This is a genomic window from Anaerobacillus sp. ABR4_321 (assembly GCF_056158505.1).
In genome coordinates this window covers 2,798,116-2,814,799 of record NZ_JBSWTK010000001.1, presented here as the reverse complement: position 1 = coordinate 2,814,799, position 16,684 = coordinate 2,798,116, and the positions used below count along the sequence as shown (strand labels likewise).

At 43.2% G+C, this 16,684-nt stretch carries 14 protein-coding genes; all 14 read left to right on the top strand.

What is annotated here, in order from left to right:
* The first annotated feature begins 131 nt into the window (after positions 1–131).
* Positions 132–710, top strand: coding sequence for a CDP-diacylglycerol--glycerol-3-phosphate 3-phosphatidyltransferase (gene pgsA, locus ACXADT_RS14650; protein ID WP_270181900.1), 579 nt, complete (start codon positions 132–134; stop codon positions 708–710).
* A 91-nt stretch (positions 711–801) separates the two neighbouring features.
* Positions 802–2,031 (top strand): competence/damage-inducible protein A, encoded by a 1,230-nt coding sequence (locus tag ACXADT_RS14645; RefSeq protein WP_270181901.1) that lies wholly within the window; start codon positions 802–804, stop codon positions 2,029–2,031.
* Positions 2,032–2,042: 11 nt separating this feature from the next.
* Positions 2,043–3,611 carry a DEAD/DEAH box helicase gene (locus ACXADT_RS14640; protein WP_270181902.1) on the top strand — a complete coding sequence of 523 codons (1,569 nt, stop codon included), beginning with the start codon at positions 2,043–2,045 and terminating at the stop codon, positions 3,609–3,611.
* Positions 3,612–3,790: 179 nt separating this feature from the next.
* A complete protein-coding gene (recA, locus tag ACXADT_RS14635; protein ID WP_270181903.1) occupies positions 3,791–4,834 on the top strand; it encodes a recombinase RecA in 1,044 nt (347 codons plus the stop codon).
* 376 nt (positions 4,835–5,210) lie between these two features.
* Positions 5,211–6,773, top strand: a complete 1,563-nt coding sequence (rny, locus tag ACXADT_RS14630; protein ID WP_270181904.1) for a ribonuclease Y — start codon at positions 5,211–5,213, stop codon at positions 6,771–6,773.
* A 102-nt stretch (positions 6,774–6,875) separates the two neighbouring features.
* On the top strand, positions 6,876–7,670 hold the full coding sequence (locus ACXADT_RS14625) for a TIGR00282 family metallophosphoesterase (protein ID WP_270181905.1): 795 nt from the start codon (positions 6,876–6,878) through the stop codon (positions 7,668–7,670).
* Positions 7,671–7,776: 106 nt separating this feature from the next.
* Positions 7,777–8,037 (top strand): stage V sporulation protein SpoVS, encoded by a 261-nt coding sequence (gene spoVS, locus ACXADT_RS14620; protein ID WP_066231967.1) that lies wholly within the window; start codon positions 7,777–7,779, stop codon positions 8,035–8,037.
* Positions 8,038–8,123: 86 nt separating this feature from the next.
* On the top strand, positions 8,124–9,047 hold the full coding sequence (locus ACXADT_RS14615; protein ID WP_474831742.1) for a dipeptidase: 924 nt from the start codon (positions 8,124–8,126) through the stop codon (positions 9,045–9,047).
* 108 nt (positions 9,048–9,155) lie between these two features.
* Positions 9,156–10,907, top strand: a complete 1,752-nt coding sequence (locus tag ACXADT_RS14610; RefSeq protein ID WP_270181907.1) for a 2-oxoacid:acceptor oxidoreductase subunit alpha — start codon at positions 9,156–9,158, stop codon at positions 10,905–10,907.
* Positions 10,894–11,760: a 2-oxoacid:ferredoxin oxidoreductase subunit beta gene (locus ACXADT_RS14605; RefSeq protein WP_270181908.1), complete on the top strand. Its 867-nt coding sequence runs from the start codon at positions 10,894–10,896 to the stop codon at positions 11,758–11,760. Before ACXADT_RS14610 ends, ACXADT_RS14605 begins: the two co-directional genes overlap by 14 nt.
* Before the next feature lie 188 nt (positions 11,761–11,948).
* Positions 11,949–12,989 (top strand): L-threonine 3-dehydrogenase, encoded by a 1,041-nt coding sequence (tdh, locus tag ACXADT_RS14600; RefSeq protein WP_270181909.1) that lies wholly within the window; start codon positions 11,949–11,951, stop codon positions 12,987–12,989.
* A gap of 43 nt (positions 12,990–13,032) precedes the next feature.
* Complete coding sequence (locus tag ACXADT_RS14595) at positions 13,033–14,211, top strand: glycine C-acetyltransferase (RefSeq protein ID WP_474831740.1); 1,179 nt, start codon at positions 13,033–13,035, stop codon at positions 14,209–14,211.
* 306 nt (positions 14,212–14,517) lie between these two features.
* Positions 14,518–16,056, top strand: coding sequence for a tRNA (N6-isopentenyl adenosine(37)-C2)-methylthiotransferase MiaB (gene miaB / locus ACXADT_RS14590; protein ID WP_474831738.1), 1,539 nt, complete (start codon positions 14,518–14,520; stop codon positions 16,054–16,056).
* A complete protein-coding gene (locus ACXADT_RS14585) occupies positions 16,056–16,472 on the top strand; it encodes a YlbF/YmcA family competence regulator (RefSeq protein ID WP_270181912.1) in 417 nt (138 codons plus the stop codon). The genes miaB and ACXADT_RS14585 overlap by 1 nt, the downstream gene beginning before the upstream one ends.
* Positions 16,473–16,684 lie beyond the last annotated feature (212 nt).

Below are 16,684 nucleotides of genomic sequence, written 5' to 3'. Positions count from 1 at the left end.
TGGGGGTCATCTTATTTGAGATGGCCCCTGCTTCTTTTAAAACCGATCTGGATATGTTTTCCTTTCTGGTCTGAGGGAACAATGATAAAATAGAAAACGATTTTGCTAAATGATCTCTAGGAGGAACACACGTGAACTTGCCTAACAAAATTACAGTATCTCGAATATTTCTAATCCCTGTTTTTCTTTTATTTTTATTAGCGCCACTTCCATTAGGGGAAACTGAAATTGCAGGTACACTTATTTCAAATTCTCAGCTTATTGCTGCCATTATTTTTATTGTGGCTTCTGTAACGGACTGGGTGGATGGTTACATTGCGAGGAAGCATAATCTCGTGACGAATCTTGGGAAGTTTCTTGACCCGCTAGCTGACAAGTTACTTGTTACATCTGCTTTCGTTTCATTAGTAGAGCTCGGATCAGCTCCTGCTTGGATCGTAGTATTCATCTTGAGCCGTGAATTTGCAGTAACAGGACTTCGACTCGTTGCGGCATCTGAAGGTGAGGTTCTGGCTGCGAGTAATCTCGGTAAGCTCAAAACCTGGATTCAAATCGTAGCGATCTCAGCCCTACTTATCAATAACATCCCTTTTGAAGCGATAGGATTTCCTTTTGCAACAATATCCTTATGGGCTGCGTTAATCATCACAGTTTATTCAGGATGGGATTATTTTAATAAGAACAAAGAGATTCTACTAAAGTCTCGTTGATGTCAAAAAAGGAACAGACTCTTCTGTTCCTTTTTGTCTCCCGCAACATATAAAGGAACTATGCTTAAGTTTTGAGGAGGAGCGTTAGCTTATGAATGCAGAGATTATTGGAATTGGCTCAGAATTATTATTAGGACAAATCGCTAACACGAATGCTCAGTTTATTTCGAGGCGTCTTGCGGACCTTGGGATAAATGTGTTTTACCACACTGCTGTCGGCGATAACAGCACTCGTCTCAAACAGGCGATCGAAGTTGCTGAGGGCCGCTCAGATTTATTGATATTCACTGGAGGGCTAGGTCCTACGAAAGACGACCTCACGAAAGAAACCATCGCGAAAGCTCTTTCAAAACAGCTCGTTTACAACCAGGAAGCAATGGATAACATCGAAGCATACTATAAGAAGACTGGTCTCACCATGTCAGAGAATAACCGTAAGCAGGCTCTAGTCATCGAAGGGTCTACTGTTCTTCCAAATGATAATGGGATGGCACCTGGAATGGCATTCTCGAATAATGAGTGTACATATATGCTGTTCCCAGGACCGCCAAAAGAACTTTATCCGATGTTTACAAGTTACGCTGAACCATTTTTGTTGAAGGAAATGAAGCAGGAGGAGAGAATTATTTCTCGCGTCCTACGTTTCTTTGGTATCGGCGAATCCAGCCTAGAGACTGAGCTCGAAGATTTAATCGATCAACAGACGAATCCGACGATCGCCCCGTTAGCTGGTGATTGGGAAGTAACGTTAAGACTTACAGCAAGAGCTGCCTCTGAAGAAGAAGCGAGTAAGCTGATCGAAAAGACAGAGAAAGAAATCCAAAAGAGAGTTGGCAAGTATTTTTATGGGTACGACCAAACCTCTCTTTCGTTGGAAGCATTCTCTCTATTACAAAAGCAAAACTGGACGATCGCTGTTGCAGAAAGCCTCACTGGAGGTATGTTCAGTCAGGAGCTTACGAGTATTTCCGGAGCTTCATCGCTTTTTTATGGGGGAATTGTGTGTTACTCTAACGAAGTAAAACAGAAGGTGGGCGTCTCAGCTGAAACGCTTTCTTCTCAAGGCGCTGTAAGTGAAGAATGTGCGATCGAACTTGCGAGAAGTATCAAGAATACGTATAACACAGACATCGGCATTAGTTTCACCGGCGTGGCCGGACCTGACTCAATTGAAGGAAAGGAAGCCGGCACTGTTTTTATTGGAATGGCATCTCCTCGAGGTGAGGAAGTCATTTGCTTAAAGCTTGCTGGTAATCGAGATGCTATCCGAAAACGAACAGTAAAATATGGATTTAATACATTATTGAAGCTAGAAAGGTGAATTACGGACGTATGAAGAATTTTGAAGACTTTGATTTATCACCAGAAGTAAGAAAAGCGGTTCTAGAAATGGGATTCAAGGAGGCTACTCCTATACAGGAAAAGGCTCTTGAACCTATTTTAGAAGGTAGAGACATGATTGGCCAGGCTCAAACAGGAACTGGTAAGACCGCTGCGTTCGGTATCCCTCTCGTTGAGAAAGTATCGAAGCGAGGCGGACCGGAAGCGATCATTTTAACTCCAACAAGAGAGCTCGCAATTCAAGTTGCGCTTGAACTTCAGAAGATTTCTCGTTACAAAGGGTTAAATGTTCTGGCTGTATACGGTGGAGAACCGATCTACCATCAAATCCGAGCTCTAAAAAAAGGTGTCAATATCGTTGTAGGTACACCGGGGCGTATGCTTGACCACTTGAAACGAAAGACGCTACGAACGGACCACGTTCACACAGCAATCCTCGATGAAGCCGATGAAATGTTGGATATGGGCTTTATCGACGACATCGAATTGATTCTTAAGCAACTACCAGACAAACGTCAGTCTTTACTGTTTTCAGCTACGATCCCAGCACCGATCCGTAAGCTTTCAGGAAAGTACTTGAAGGATCCGCTTACGATTTCCGTTTCAAAAGGTGATGTGACTGCAGATACGGTTGAGCAAGTCTATTATCGAACGTTCGATAGTGAGAAATTCGATACGCTCTGTCGTGTTATTGAAAATGAACAGGTTCGTCTCGGTATCATTTTCACAAAAACAAAAAAGGGCGCTTCTCAGCTGACTGAGTCTCTTAAAAAACGCGGTTATCGTGCAGAGGAGCTGCACGGAGACCTAACACAGCAACAGCGTACACGTGTTATGAAGCAGTTTAGACGTTCGCAGCTTAACTTTTTAGTTGCGACAGATATCGCAGCTCGTGGTATCGACGTAGCGCACGTTAGCCACGTGATCAACTACGATATTCCAGAAGATCCTGAGCGCTATGTTCACAGAATAGGGCGTACGGGTCGAGCTGGAAACAAAGGTGTTGCATTAACGTTAGTCACACCTAAAGATATGCGTTTTCTACAGTCGATCGAATCAAAGATCAAGTTGAACCTATCAGCAGAACCACTCCAAGATGAAACGGTCGACCTTGAGAATATCGTAAAATCTGTTGAAAAGCAGATGAAGTCACTCAAACAAGATTCGACTGCAAGTGAGATTGCAGATCTGCTTCTTTCTAAATACGATGCACATAGCGTCGTTCAGTCACTTCTTGAGAATGCCATCGAAGAGAAACAAAACACCACGCCTTCTGAGTACAACTTCGGTGAAACAGGCGGACAAAACGGCATGGTTCGTTTCTTCTTAAACGTCGGAAGAAATATTGACCTGCATCCGAAAAAGCTTCTTGAAGAGCTTTCAACACTTGCTGGCGTAAACACCTCAACTGTTGGGAGAATCGATATCTTCGAGAAATTCTCCTTCTTTGAAGTACCTGAAGACGTAGCACCGTTCGTATATGAAGCACTTCGCGCAGGCGGAGTAAGTGGTAAATCAATCCACCTTGAACCTGCAAAACCTCAAAAAAGCAGAGTATAATGCCAGGCGATCAGCTCAAGAGCTGATCGTTCTTCTTTTTAAAGTACCTATGGTAAGCTAGGATGGCGAAGTAGAAGAAGTCGATATAAAAAAAGACGAATAAATGTTCGGTTTTCTATTGGCAAATCGTCCAAAAAGAGATATGATAGTGATAGTTTAATAACGAGGAGGAATTTTTCGTGAGTGATCGCAAAGCTGCCTTAGATATGGCATTGAGACAAATAGAAAAACAATTCGGTAAAGGATCGATCATGAAGCTTGGCGAACAAGCTGAGCAGCGTGTTTCCACAGTATCCAGTGGTTCACTTGCTCTAGATATTGCTCTTGGTGTAGGTGGATATCCAAGAGGTCGTATTATCGAAGTTTACGGACCTGAATCTTCAGGTAAAACGACTGTTGCACTTCATGCGATCGCAGAAGTTCAGCGCGGTGGCGGTCAGGCTGCTTTCATTGATGCAGAGCACGCTCTTGACCCGGTATATGCAGAAAAGCTAGGCGTTAATATAGATGAACTATTGCTTTCACAGCCGGATACAGGTGAGCAAGCGCTTGAAATCGCTGAAGCACTTGTGCGAAGTGGAGCAGTAGATATGGTGGTCGTCGACTCTGTAGCAGCACTAGTTCCTAAAGCTGAAATCGAAGGGGAAATGGGAGATGCACACGTTGGTCTTCAAGCACGTTTGATGTCTCAAGCGCTTCGTAAGCTGTCTGGAGCAATCAGCAAGTCGAAAACAACCGCTATCTTTATCAACCAGATTCGTGAAAAAGTAGGCGTTATGTTCGGTAATCCTGAAACAACACCTGGCGGAAGAGCACTTAAATTCTACTCTTCTGTACGTCTTGAAGTTCGTCGTGCAGAAACGCTCAAGCAAGGAAATGATATGGTCGGAAACAAAACCCGTATCAAAGTTGTAAAGAACAAAGTAGCACCTCCATTTAAGCAAGCTGAAGTGGACATCATGTATGGTGAAGGAATCTCTATGCAAGGTGAAATCCTTGATATTGGTTCTAACCTTGAGATCGTTCAGAAGAGCGGAGCATGGTTCTCGTTCGAAGGCGAACGTCTAGGACAGGGTCGTGAGAATGCGAAGCAATTCTTGAAGGAAAACCCTGCAATTCAAGACGAAATCAATGCACGCGTACGCGCGCATCATAACTTAGATGCTGATAAGCAGGTGGACGAAACAGCTGCTGGACAAGATTCACTTCTTGAAGATGAGTAAAATAAACTGAGCCGATCGAATTCGATCGGCTCTTTCTTATTAGATAAAGGTGCATATCATAGATGATGTTTCTATGAAAACTAGTAAAAATCGTCTAGCATAAGGAAATGTTGGCAATACTAGGAATCACCTTATCTTGTTAAATGGCAAGAAAAAATGAGTAACAAAGAGGGATTTAAAGCAATTTCGCCTTCTGACACTCTCTTGACAACCTGAATGGTGAAAGCTACAATATTAAGTGTATAATTATAATTTTCTAGCAAAATTATAACTTTACTTTAACACATGAAATGTGCTGGATTGAAATCTTGCAAGTGGTACAAAGAACTAACATGACAGCAAACCAACAAGTTAATAGCAGGAGGAGGTGAGTTCGATGGATATATTTATCATCATCTCCACTGTGCTTGTCTCTGTAATCGTCGGAGCAGTTGTTGGATTTCTTGTTCGCAAAACGATTGCTGAAGCGAAGATCTCCAGTGCAGAATTAGAAGCGCAACGGATTATCAGAGAAGGTAAAAACGATGCGGAAGCTATGAAGAAGGAAGCTTTGCTCGAAGCGAAGGATGAGAATCATAATCTTCGTGTTGAAGCAGAGCGTGAAATTCGTGAACGCAGAAATGAGTTACAAAAACAAGAGAATCGTTTGGTTCAAAAAGAAGAGGTCCTTGATCGAAAAAGTGAGACTCTAGACAAAAAAGAGGATTCCCTGGAAAGAAGAGAGGACGCTCTCGCCAAAAAACAACGACATATTGAAGAGATGGAAAGCAAAGTGGAGGAGATGCTTCAAGAGCAACAGCGTGAACTGCAGCGGATTTCCGGTTTAACTAGGGAAGAAGCGAAGCAGATCATCATGCGTGAAAGTGAGCAGGAACTCGAACATGAACTTGCGCAAATGGTAAAAGAGCGTGAGTACAATGCGAAAGAAGAAGCTGATAAGAAAGCAAGAGAGGTCCTTTCCCTTGCAATTCAGCGCTGTGCAGCAGATCACGTAGCAGAAACAACGGTATCCGTTGTTAACCTGCCAAATGATGAGATGAAAGGTCGAATCATTGGTCGTGAAGGCCGAAACATTCGAACTCTTGAGACGCTGACTGGGATCGATCTTATCATCGATGACACGCCGGAAGCAGTTATTCTTTCCGGTTTTGATCCGATTCGAAGAGAGATCGCACGAAATGCTCTGGACAAACTCGTACAGGATGGTAGAATTCACCCAGCGAGAATTGAAGAAATGGTCGAGAAATCTCGCAGGGAAGTGGATGAATACATTCGAGAAGTAGGAGAGCAGTCCACGTTCGAAATTGGGGTACATGGGCTACATCCAGATCTGATCAAAATTCTTGGTCGTTTGAAATTCCGTACAAGTTACGGACAGAACGTATTGAAGCATTCTATGGAAGTTGCGTATTTAACTGGACTGATGGCAGCTGAACTTGGAGAAGATGTACAGTTAGCTAGACGTGCAGGTCTCTTACATGATTTAGGTAAAGCGATCGATCATGAAGTTGAAGGAAGTCACGTTGAGATTGGCGTTGAGCTTGCAACGAAGTATAAAGAGCATCCGGTCGTCATCAATGCGATTGCATCACACCACGGTGATACGGAAGCAACTTCGGTTATCGCGACACTTGTTGCAGCAGCGGATGCACTTTCCGCAGCTCGTCCAGGTGCACGTCGAGAGACACTCGAAACGTATATCCGACGCCTTGAAAAACTCGAAGAAATCTCTGAGTCGTTCGACGGTGTTGAAAAGTCATTTGCGATTCAGGCTGGTCGTGAGATTCGAATTATGGTTAAGCCAGATATCGTAGACGATGTAACATCCTACAGACTCGCAAGAGAAATCACCAAAAAAATCGAAAATGAACTCGACTACCCAGGACACATTAAAGTCACGGTCATTCGTGAAACTAGGGCAGTAGAGTATGCGAAATAATAAAGCGATGCCTCGTGCATCGCTTTATTTATTTCTATAATGCTTAAAAAGCGGCGAAGCATTTGATAAACTAAGTAAGACTAGACAGATTGGAGTTGTATTATGAAGATATTATTTATTGGAGATGTTGTTGGATCGCCGGGGCGAGATATGGTATCTCACTATTTACCTCGTTTAAAACGAAAGTACAAGCCGACTTTTACGATTGTAAACGGTGAGAACGCTGCAGGAGGAAGAGGAATTACAGAGAAGATTTACCGTAATTTCTTAGAGTCAGGAGCTCAAGTGATCACGATGGGAAACCATACGTGGGATAATCGAGAAATCTTCGAGTTCATCGACCGTGCGCCAAAGCTCGTGCGTCCAGCGAACTTTCCTGAAGGTACACCAGGAAATGGATCTACGATCGTTAATATAAATGGAACGGAAGTTGGTGTCATCAACCTACAGGGGAGAACGTTTCTTCCTGCAATCGATGATCCATTTACTAAAGCGGATGAACTTGTAGAGGAAATGAGAAAGCGTACGTCCGTTATCTTTGTGGATTTCCACGCTGAAACAACAAGCGAGAAGCTAGCGATGGGCTGGTATTTAGATGGAAGAGTTTCTGCGGTTATCGGTACGCACACTCACGTTCAAACTGCAGACGAACGGATCTTGCCACAAGGGACAGCTTATTTGACTGACGCGGGGATGACGGGACCATATGATGGTATCCTTGGAATGGAGCGAGAAGCGGTTATTAAAAAATTCCTAACAACGATGCCCGTAAGGTTTGAAGTAACCAAAGGTCGGGAACAACTTAGTGGGGTCTTTTTAACAGTTGACCCAAAAACTGGTACAGCTAAAGCTATCGAACGAATCGCAATCAATGAGGATCATCCATTCTACGAATAGGTTTGAAAGCTTGAAAAATTAACGGAATCAGCAGGAATACAAGCTTATGGCAAGGAATATAGTCTAGAGTGGTAATGGATGCTCAAATTAAGGAGGGGCTTTCAAAATGGAAATCTTAAAAGTTTCAGCAAAATCCAATCCAAATTCTGTAGCTGGTGCACTTGCTGGCGTCCTGCGAGAGAGAGGTAATGCTGAGATTCAAGCAATTGGAGCAGGAGCGCTTAACCAAGCTGTCAAAGCTGTAGCAATTGCAAGAGGATTCGTAGCACCGAGCGGAGTTGATCTCATTTGTATCCCTGCTTTTACCGACATTCAAATTGATGGCGAGGAACGAACCGCTATCAAGTTAATTGTTGAACCGCGATAAGTGATTCCGTTAAGATAACCTGTTTGTTTTTACAAACAGGTTTTTTTATACGGATTAGAGAAATACATAGGCATTGGAGGATATCTATGAAAATATACGATGCACATTGTGACGTACTAAGTAAGATGTGGAATGATCCTTCACTCTCATTTCTCGATGGAGCAGACCTTCATACGAACTTACAGCAAATGAGAAGTGCGGGAGCCGGTTTGCAGCTGTTTGCGATTTATATACCAGAAAGCGTACCAGATGCTGCAAAGTTTGATTGTGCGCTCGAGATGGTCGATATTTTTTATGATCGTATCATAAGACCATACGATGACGTTGTAGCTGTTTATTCGAGGGAAGAAGCGAGACGACTACCTCCTGGTAAGATTGGCGCGATGCTTACTTTAGAAGGCTGTGACGCGATTGGTAGAGAGATTACGAGGTTAAAGATACTCATTAGACTTGGCGTACGTTCAGTTGGACTGACGTGGAATTATGGAAACGCCGCTTGTGATGGGATTCTTGAAACACGGGGTGGAGGGCTTACTGATTTTGGTAAGCGTATCGTACGATTACATAATGAAAATGGTATTTGGACAGATGTGTCCCATTTATCGATACAGGCATTTTGGGATGTGTTAGAGGAAACAGATCTTATTATCGCTTCTCATTCAAACGTAAAGAAAATATGTACGCATCCGAGAAACCTTGATGATCAGCAGCTGAAGGCTCTCATTAAGAAAGATGCAGTTATAGGCGTAACGTTTGTACCGAAGTTCCTTCGAAACGATCGGAATGCGAGCATCGCAGATATTTTAGATCATATCGACTATATTGTTTCACTCGGTGGAATCGCTAATATTGCGCTTGGTTCAGATTTTGATGGCATCGACCAAGTACCTAGAGACTTAAGAAGTTATGGAGATTACCCAAAGTTGATAGAGGAATTACGCATGCGATATTCGAATAAGGAAGTGGAAGGCTTTTTATGGAGGAACTTGCAAGAACGAATCCCTTCTTAAGGTAGAAATTAACAATATAAATATGATAGAGCAGGGAAAACCGTTCCTATTTCGAACTAGTACTATATGCAAGTGATTCTCTCACTAGACTAGAAAGGGTGGGGCAATATGATCGAACAACTTTCATGGAAAGTTGGCGGACAGCAGGGGGAAGGTATCGACAGCACTGGTGAAATTTTTGCGATAGCACTTAATCGTATGGGTTATTACTTGTACGGGTATAGGCATTTTTCTTCCCGTATTAAAGGTGGACATACGAATAATAAGATACGCGTAAGCACGAAGGAAGTTCGCGCTGTTTCAGATGACTTGGACATGCTCATCGCATTTGATCAGGAAACGATCGATGTTAACGGCCACGAATTACATGGGGATGGAATCATCATCGCAGATGCAAAATTCAAGCCTGTTAAACCAGATGATTGCAAAGCAACGCTCGTGATTGTTCCGTTTACGGAAATTGCAACAGAGCTCGGTACCTCACTCATGAAGAATATGGTAGCGATCGGCGCAACTAGCGCAGCTCTTGGGATCGATACGGAGACATATAAGGCAGTTGTCGATGAAATCTTTGGAAGAAAAGGTGAAAAAGTCGTCAATAGTAATATGGAAGCGATTCAGCGCGGGGCTGAAGCATTTAAACAGACAGCTGACTCAAACCTTAAGACGCTTTCTCTTAAGAAAGCTGATGGGAAGAATCGCATGTTCATGATTGGGAACGATGCGATCGCGCTCGGTGCGATCGCTGGTGGCGCTAGGCTTATGGCTGCTTATCCGATCACTCCAGCATCTGAGATCATGGAATACTTAATCAAGAAGCTTCCTGAATTCGGCGGAACGGTTATTCAGACAGAAGATGAGATCGCAGCCGCTACAATGGCGATCGGTTCAAACTATGCAGGGGTAAGGACACTAACTGCTTCAGCTGGACCTGGACTCTCCCTGATGATGGAGTCGATCGGACTGTCTGGTATCACAGAAACACCTCTCGTCATCGTCGATACACAGCGTGGCGGTCCTAGTACCGGTCTTCCTACAAAGCAGGAACAGTCAGATCTCCTTGCGATGATCTATGGTACGCATGGGGAAATCCCTAAGATTGTAATCGCACCAAGTACTGTAGAGGAAGCTTTCTATGATTCAATAGAAGCGTTCAATCTCGCTGAAGAGTACCAGTGTCCTGTTATATTACTTTCTGACCTTCAACTATCTCTTGGGAAACAAACGGTGGAACCTTTAGATTATCATAGAATTCAAATCCGAAGAGGGAAACTGGCGGACTATGATTTACCTGAGAGAGAGGATAAGTCCTATTTCAAGCGATTTGAAGTGACGGAAGACGGTGTGTCACCCCGCGTTATCCCAGGTACGAAGAACGGAATCTTTCATGTGACAGGTGTTGAGCATGACGAGACAGGAAAACCTTCTGAAGTGCCTCAGAACAGGAAAGATCAGATGGAAAAACGTCTTCGTAAGGTCAGAGGACTAACGTTCGACACGCCTGTCTATAAAGATGAGAAGCATAAAGAACCTGATGTGCTATTGGTAGGCTTTAACTCCACGAGAGGGTCGATCGAAGAGGTGATCCCTCGACTAGAAGAAGATGGGTACAAAGTAAATCATGCACACATTCGACTCGTACATCCATTTCCAGCGGATGAGCTGAGACCGATGCTTGAAGCTGCTAAGAAGGTTGTGATCATCGAACATAACGCAACGGGTCAGCTGGCGAGCTTGGTGAAGATGAACGTAGGATATGCTGATAAGATTGAAAGTCTCCTAAAATATGATGGCAATCCATTCTTACCAGGTGATATTCATCAACAATGCAAGGAGCTGTTAACTGATGGCAACATTTAAAGACTTTCGAAATCAGGTGAAGCCAAACTGGTGTCCTGGCTGTGGAGACTTTTCTGTTCAGGCGGCTATACAGCGTGCGTCTGCGAACGTTGGTCTTGAACCAGATGATTTAGCAGTTGTGTCAGGAATTGGATGTTCAGGTAGAATCAGTGGATACATCAACGCTTACGGATTTCACGGAATTCACGGTCGCTCCCTTCCTATTGCGCAAGGTGTTAAGATGGCAAACAGAGACCTTACCGTTATTGCTTCCGGTGGGGACGGTGATGGGTTTGCGATCGGAATGGGGCACACGATCCATGCGATGCGACGCAATATTGACATCACCTACATTGTAATGGATAACCAGATCTATGGTCTGACAAAGGGTCAAACGTCTCCTACGAGTGCTGAAGGGTTTAAAACCAAGAGTACACCGTCAGGTTCGATCGAATCCTCACTCTCCATCATGGAATTAGCTCTATCGAGCGGTTGTGGCTTCGTAGCACAAAGCTTTTCAACCGATCTAAAAGATTTAGTTGCCCTTATCGAACAAGGTATTCAGCATAAGGGATTCTCATTGATCAACGTGTTCAGCCCTTGTGTAACATTCAATAAGATCAACACGTATGATTGGTTCAAAGAAAACTTGATCAGTTTAAAAGATATTGAAGGCTACGATCCGACGAATCGGATGTTGGCGATGCAAACCCTTATGGAGCATGATGGTCTTGTAAAAGGGTTGATCTATCATAACCCAACGAAACCATCCTATCAGGAATCAGTGACAGGTTATAGTGAATCACCTCTGTCCAAACAAAACCTGACGCTATCTGAAGACAAGTTTACTGAATTGATGGCAGAATTTATGTAATGATAAGTCGTCCCTCGTTGAAAAACGAGGGATTTTATTGGTTTATAAAAGAGATAATAAAGTCCAGAAATAAAACTATAGGTGTCCGCGCAGAGTGGACATTTTTCCTTTACGATAAATAGGAAAAGTGGTACTATGATTGTGGTAACAGTAATGTGAGAAGGTTGGAAAAAAGAGAGGTGTTTGTCGTGGAAGGAAAGATGAAAGCGATTGTAAAGCACGAGCGAGCTAAAGGAGCGCAGTTGCAAACAGTCGATATTCCACAAATAGATGAAAATGAAGTTCTTATACAGGTGAAAGCGACGTCCATTTGTGGAACTGACGTACATATTTATGCTTGGGACGAGTGGTCTCAAAGTCGCGTGAATCCTCCGTATGTATTCGGTCATGAATTTGCAGGGGTAGTCGTTGAAAAGGGAGAGCGAGTAACAAATGTAGAGGTTGGCGATCACGTATCTGCTGAAACGCACATCGTATGTAACCAGTGTCCGCAATGCTTAACTGGCAAGTTTCATATTTGTGAGAATACGAAGATCATCGGTGTAGATACAAATGGTTGCTTTGCAGAATATGTGGCGCTACCGTCTCAAAATATTTGGAAGAACCCTAAGTCTCTTTCATTTGATGTTGCTTCTGTGCAGGAGCCGATGGGAAATGCGGTACACACTGTTCTTGCAGGTGATGTTGCTGGTAAAACAGTTGCGATCATCGGCTGTGGTCCGATCGGTATTATGGCAGTTGGCGTAGCGAAGGCTGCCGGTGCTTCAGAGGTTATTGCCTTCGACCTTAATAACTACAGACTAGATCTTGCGGCGAAGATGGGCGCAACGACTGTTGTGAACTCTCGTCATGAAGATCCTCTTGAAAAAGTAAAAGAGCTGACTGACGGTCATGGAGTCGACGTAGTATGTGAAATGTCAGGACACCCGATCGCGATGAACCAGGGCTTTAAGATGGTTACGAACGGCGGGCGTGTTTCCATATTGAGTTTACCTGTACGCCCTGTTGAAATCGACGTGACAAACGATATCGTATTTAAAGGAATCACCGTTCAAGGGATTACAGGGAGAAAGATGTTTGAAACATGGCGTCAGGTGTCAGGTTTGTTACAATCTGAACAAGTAGATGTCGAACCGATGATCACTCATCACTTTCCATTAGAAGAGTTCGAGAAAGGCTTTGAATTAATGCTCGAAGGGAAATGTGGTAAGGTAGTATTACATCCATAAAGCTCATGTTGAGCTTTTACATAATTAGAAGGAGGCAGGTCATATGAAAGGTTTTGAATATCTCCAAGAAGAGCTTGACCAAATGCAAGATGAGGGAGTTTTCCGTAATCTGATCCCTCTAGAATCAGCACAAGGATCTCGTGTTGCGATCAAAGGGAAAGAAGTTATTCAGCTTTCCTCTAATAACTATCTTGGATTAACAGATCATCCTAAAATGAAGCAAGCTGCAATCGAAGCTGTCGAAAAATACGGAGCGGGAACAGGTTCTGTTCGTACCATCGCAGGAACACTATCGATGCATGAAGAATTTGAACAAAAGCTTGCTGAATTCAAACACACTGAGGCAGCTCTCGTGCTACAATCTGGGTTCGCAACAAACCAGGCTGTGCTATCTGCAATTTTGACGAAAGAAGATGTGGTTATTTCTGATGAGCTTAATCACGCTTCGATCATCGATGGTATCCGTTTAACGAAAGCTGGTCGTCGTATTTACAAGCATACGGATATGGAGGATTTAGAGAATGCTCTTAAAGAAACGCAAGAGTACCGCACTCGTCTCGTTGTAACAGACGGTGTATTCTCAATGGATGGTAACATTGCGCCTCTTCCTGAAATCGTAGCGCTTTGTGAAAAATACGATGCGCTCGTAATGGTTGATGACGCTCACGCAAGCGGCGTACTTGGTCGTAATGGCCGTGGAACGGTCGATCATTTTGATCTTAACGGTCGCGTTCATATTCAAGTAGGAACATTAAGTAAGGCGATCGGGGTGTTAGGCGGCTATATCGCTAGCTCAAAGACCCTTCGTGACTACTTGATCCATAAAGGCCGTCCATTCTTATTCAGCACATCACATCCACCTGCTGTAACCGCAGCATGCTCTGCAGCGATCGATGTTCTCGTAGAAGAGCCTGAGCTGATCGAAAAGCTATGGGACAATACGAAATTCTTCAAAGACGGTTTAGAGAAGTTAGGCTTTGATACGGGGATCAGTGAAACGCCGGTAACTCCAGTTATCATTGGGGACGAAGCCCTGACACATAAGTTTTCAGACAAGCTGTTTGAGAATGGAGTATTTGCACAAGGTATCGCATTCCCAACAGTGCAGAAAGGGAAAGCGCGTGTAAGAACGATCGTAACAGCGCAGCATTCGAAAGAAGAGCTACAAGAAGCGTTAGACGCTTTCGAAAAATCAGCAAAAGAATTAGGCATTTTAAAATAAGCAGTATACTCAGACTGTCGAGCTCGGCAGTCTGATTTTTTATCTGTTAAGCGTTTACGATGTAAAGAATGGTACTCGTTCGACAATTTAGTAGTTCTAAAGCGATACTGCCTTTTCATCATCCGGTCTTATTGCTTAAATACGTACAACCCCTTATAATAAGGTAATGTCCACCGTTAAACATTAAAGGATCAAACATAAAGAACATAGGCTAGCACGATGTGCACTGCCTGTTTTTTCTAAGTTTAGGAGCAACATGCTCCTTTTCATAGCAGAGTTATCCTTTGACTGGAAAGGAGACGTAATATGAACGAACAACAGCGGCTTGCGTCGTCGCAAATTCAGACACCAAAGAAAACGGAGAAAACGACTGAGGACTTTGCGAAGTATTTTCAGACTACCTATCAGCCACCTTCGTTAAAAGATGCGAAAAAGCGCGGAAAAGAAAACGTTAACGTACATTATGACTTCGAGATTCCCGAGAATATACGAAACCTAGGTCAAGATAAAAAGTACTTGATCCGAACGTATGGTTGTCAGATGAACGAACATGATACTGAGATCATGGCTGGAATTTATGAGGGTATGGGCTTTGAAGCAACGACCGTTGTGGAAGAAGCTGATGTTATCTTGCTGAACACATGCGCGATACGAGAGAACGCGGAAAACAAAGTGTTTGGAGAGCTCGGTCACTTAAAACCTCTTAAGATGGAGAATCCGAATTTGATCATCGGGGTATGTGGCTGTATGTCTCAAGAAGAGTCGGTCGTCAATCGAATCATGCAAAAGCATCAGTTCGTAGATTTGATCTTCGGAACGCACAATATTCATAGACTGCCTCAATTGATGGAGCAAGCCGTCTTCGGTAAAGAAATGGTTATGGAAGTGTGGTCCAAAGAAGGCGATATCATTGAGAATCTTCCAAGAACCCGTAAAGGTGAGATCAAAGCGTGGGTTAACATCATGTATGGCTGCGATAAATTCTGTACATATTGCATCGTGCCTTATACCCGAGGCAAGGAGCGAAGCCGCCGACCTGAAGATATCATTCAGGAAGTAAGGCACCTCGCAGCAAAAGGGTATAAAGAAGTGACGCTTTTAGGACAGAATGTGAATGCGTACGGAAAAGACCTTGAGGATATGGAATACGGCCTAGGTGATCTAATGAATGAAATTCATAAGATCGACATCCCAAGAGTGCGTTTTACTACAAGTCACCCACGAGATTTTGATGATCGTCTTGTAGAAGTTCTTGGACAAGGTGGCAACCTGCTCGATCACATTCATCTTCCGGTTCAGAGCGGAAGCAATGATGTTCTTAAGCTCATGAACCGTCGTTATACGAGAGAAACGTATTTAGAACTTGTTGGGAAAATTAAAGCAGTTATGCCTAATGCAACGTTCACGACGGATATTATCGTCGGCTTTCCAAACGAAACAGATGAACAGTTTGAAGAGACGATGTCACTTGTAAGAGAAGTAGAGTTTGATAGCGCTTATACATTCATCTATTCACAGCGAGATGGTACGCCAGCAGCAAAAATGAAGGATAATGTGCCGATGGAAGTGAAAAAAGATCGTTTACAGCGTTTGAATGCCCTTGTAAATGATATGGCAGCGAAGAAAAATGCAGCCTACGAAGGGGAAATCGTTGAAGTGCTCGTTGAGGGTGAAAGTAAAAAGAATCCTGACGTCCTATCGGGCTATACGAGCAGAAACAAAGTAGTTAACTTCAGAGCACCGAAGTCTCTTATCGGTGAGCTCGTTCAAGTGAAGATTACGAAAGCAAAAACCTGGTCGTTAGACGGAGAATATATAGAAAATACTGCAGAGGTGAAAGCATAATGATTTCAAGACAAGAAGTGATCGTAAAAGCAAAAGAGCTAGCTAAGCTCGTATCTGAGACGGAAGAAGTTGATTTCTTCAAGCGTGCAGAAGAAAAGATAAATGAAAACAAGAAAGTGCAAAGTTTAATCGCTCGCATTAAGCTTGAACAAAAAGAAGCGGTTAACCTTCAGCATTATGGTAAGCATGAGGCGTTGAAAGAAAAAGACGAGCGTATCGACAAACTGATGGAGCAGCTTGATGAAATTCCTGTTGTTCAGGAATTCAAACGTTCTCAGTCAGATGTGAATGATCTTCTTCAGCTTATTGCGAATACAATCTCAAACACCGTCACAGATGAGATCATCGAAGCGACTGGTGGTAACGTACTAGAAGGTACGACTGGCTCTGCACAAGGATCTGGTTGTAGTAAGTAAAAGTCGGGAGTTTTCCCGGCTTTTTTTTATGCTTTGTTATGCTGATATTCGTACTCCTATTCCGTTTTTAATTTCATTCACCGTATTTTTTTTAGAAATTTTACAAAAGGTTGTAAAGCATTGTACATAAGGGTCATAGACTGATAGTGGAACAGCCTTAATAAAAAAAAGGCACACTAGTCATTTGTCATGCATAGGATGAGAATGAAGAT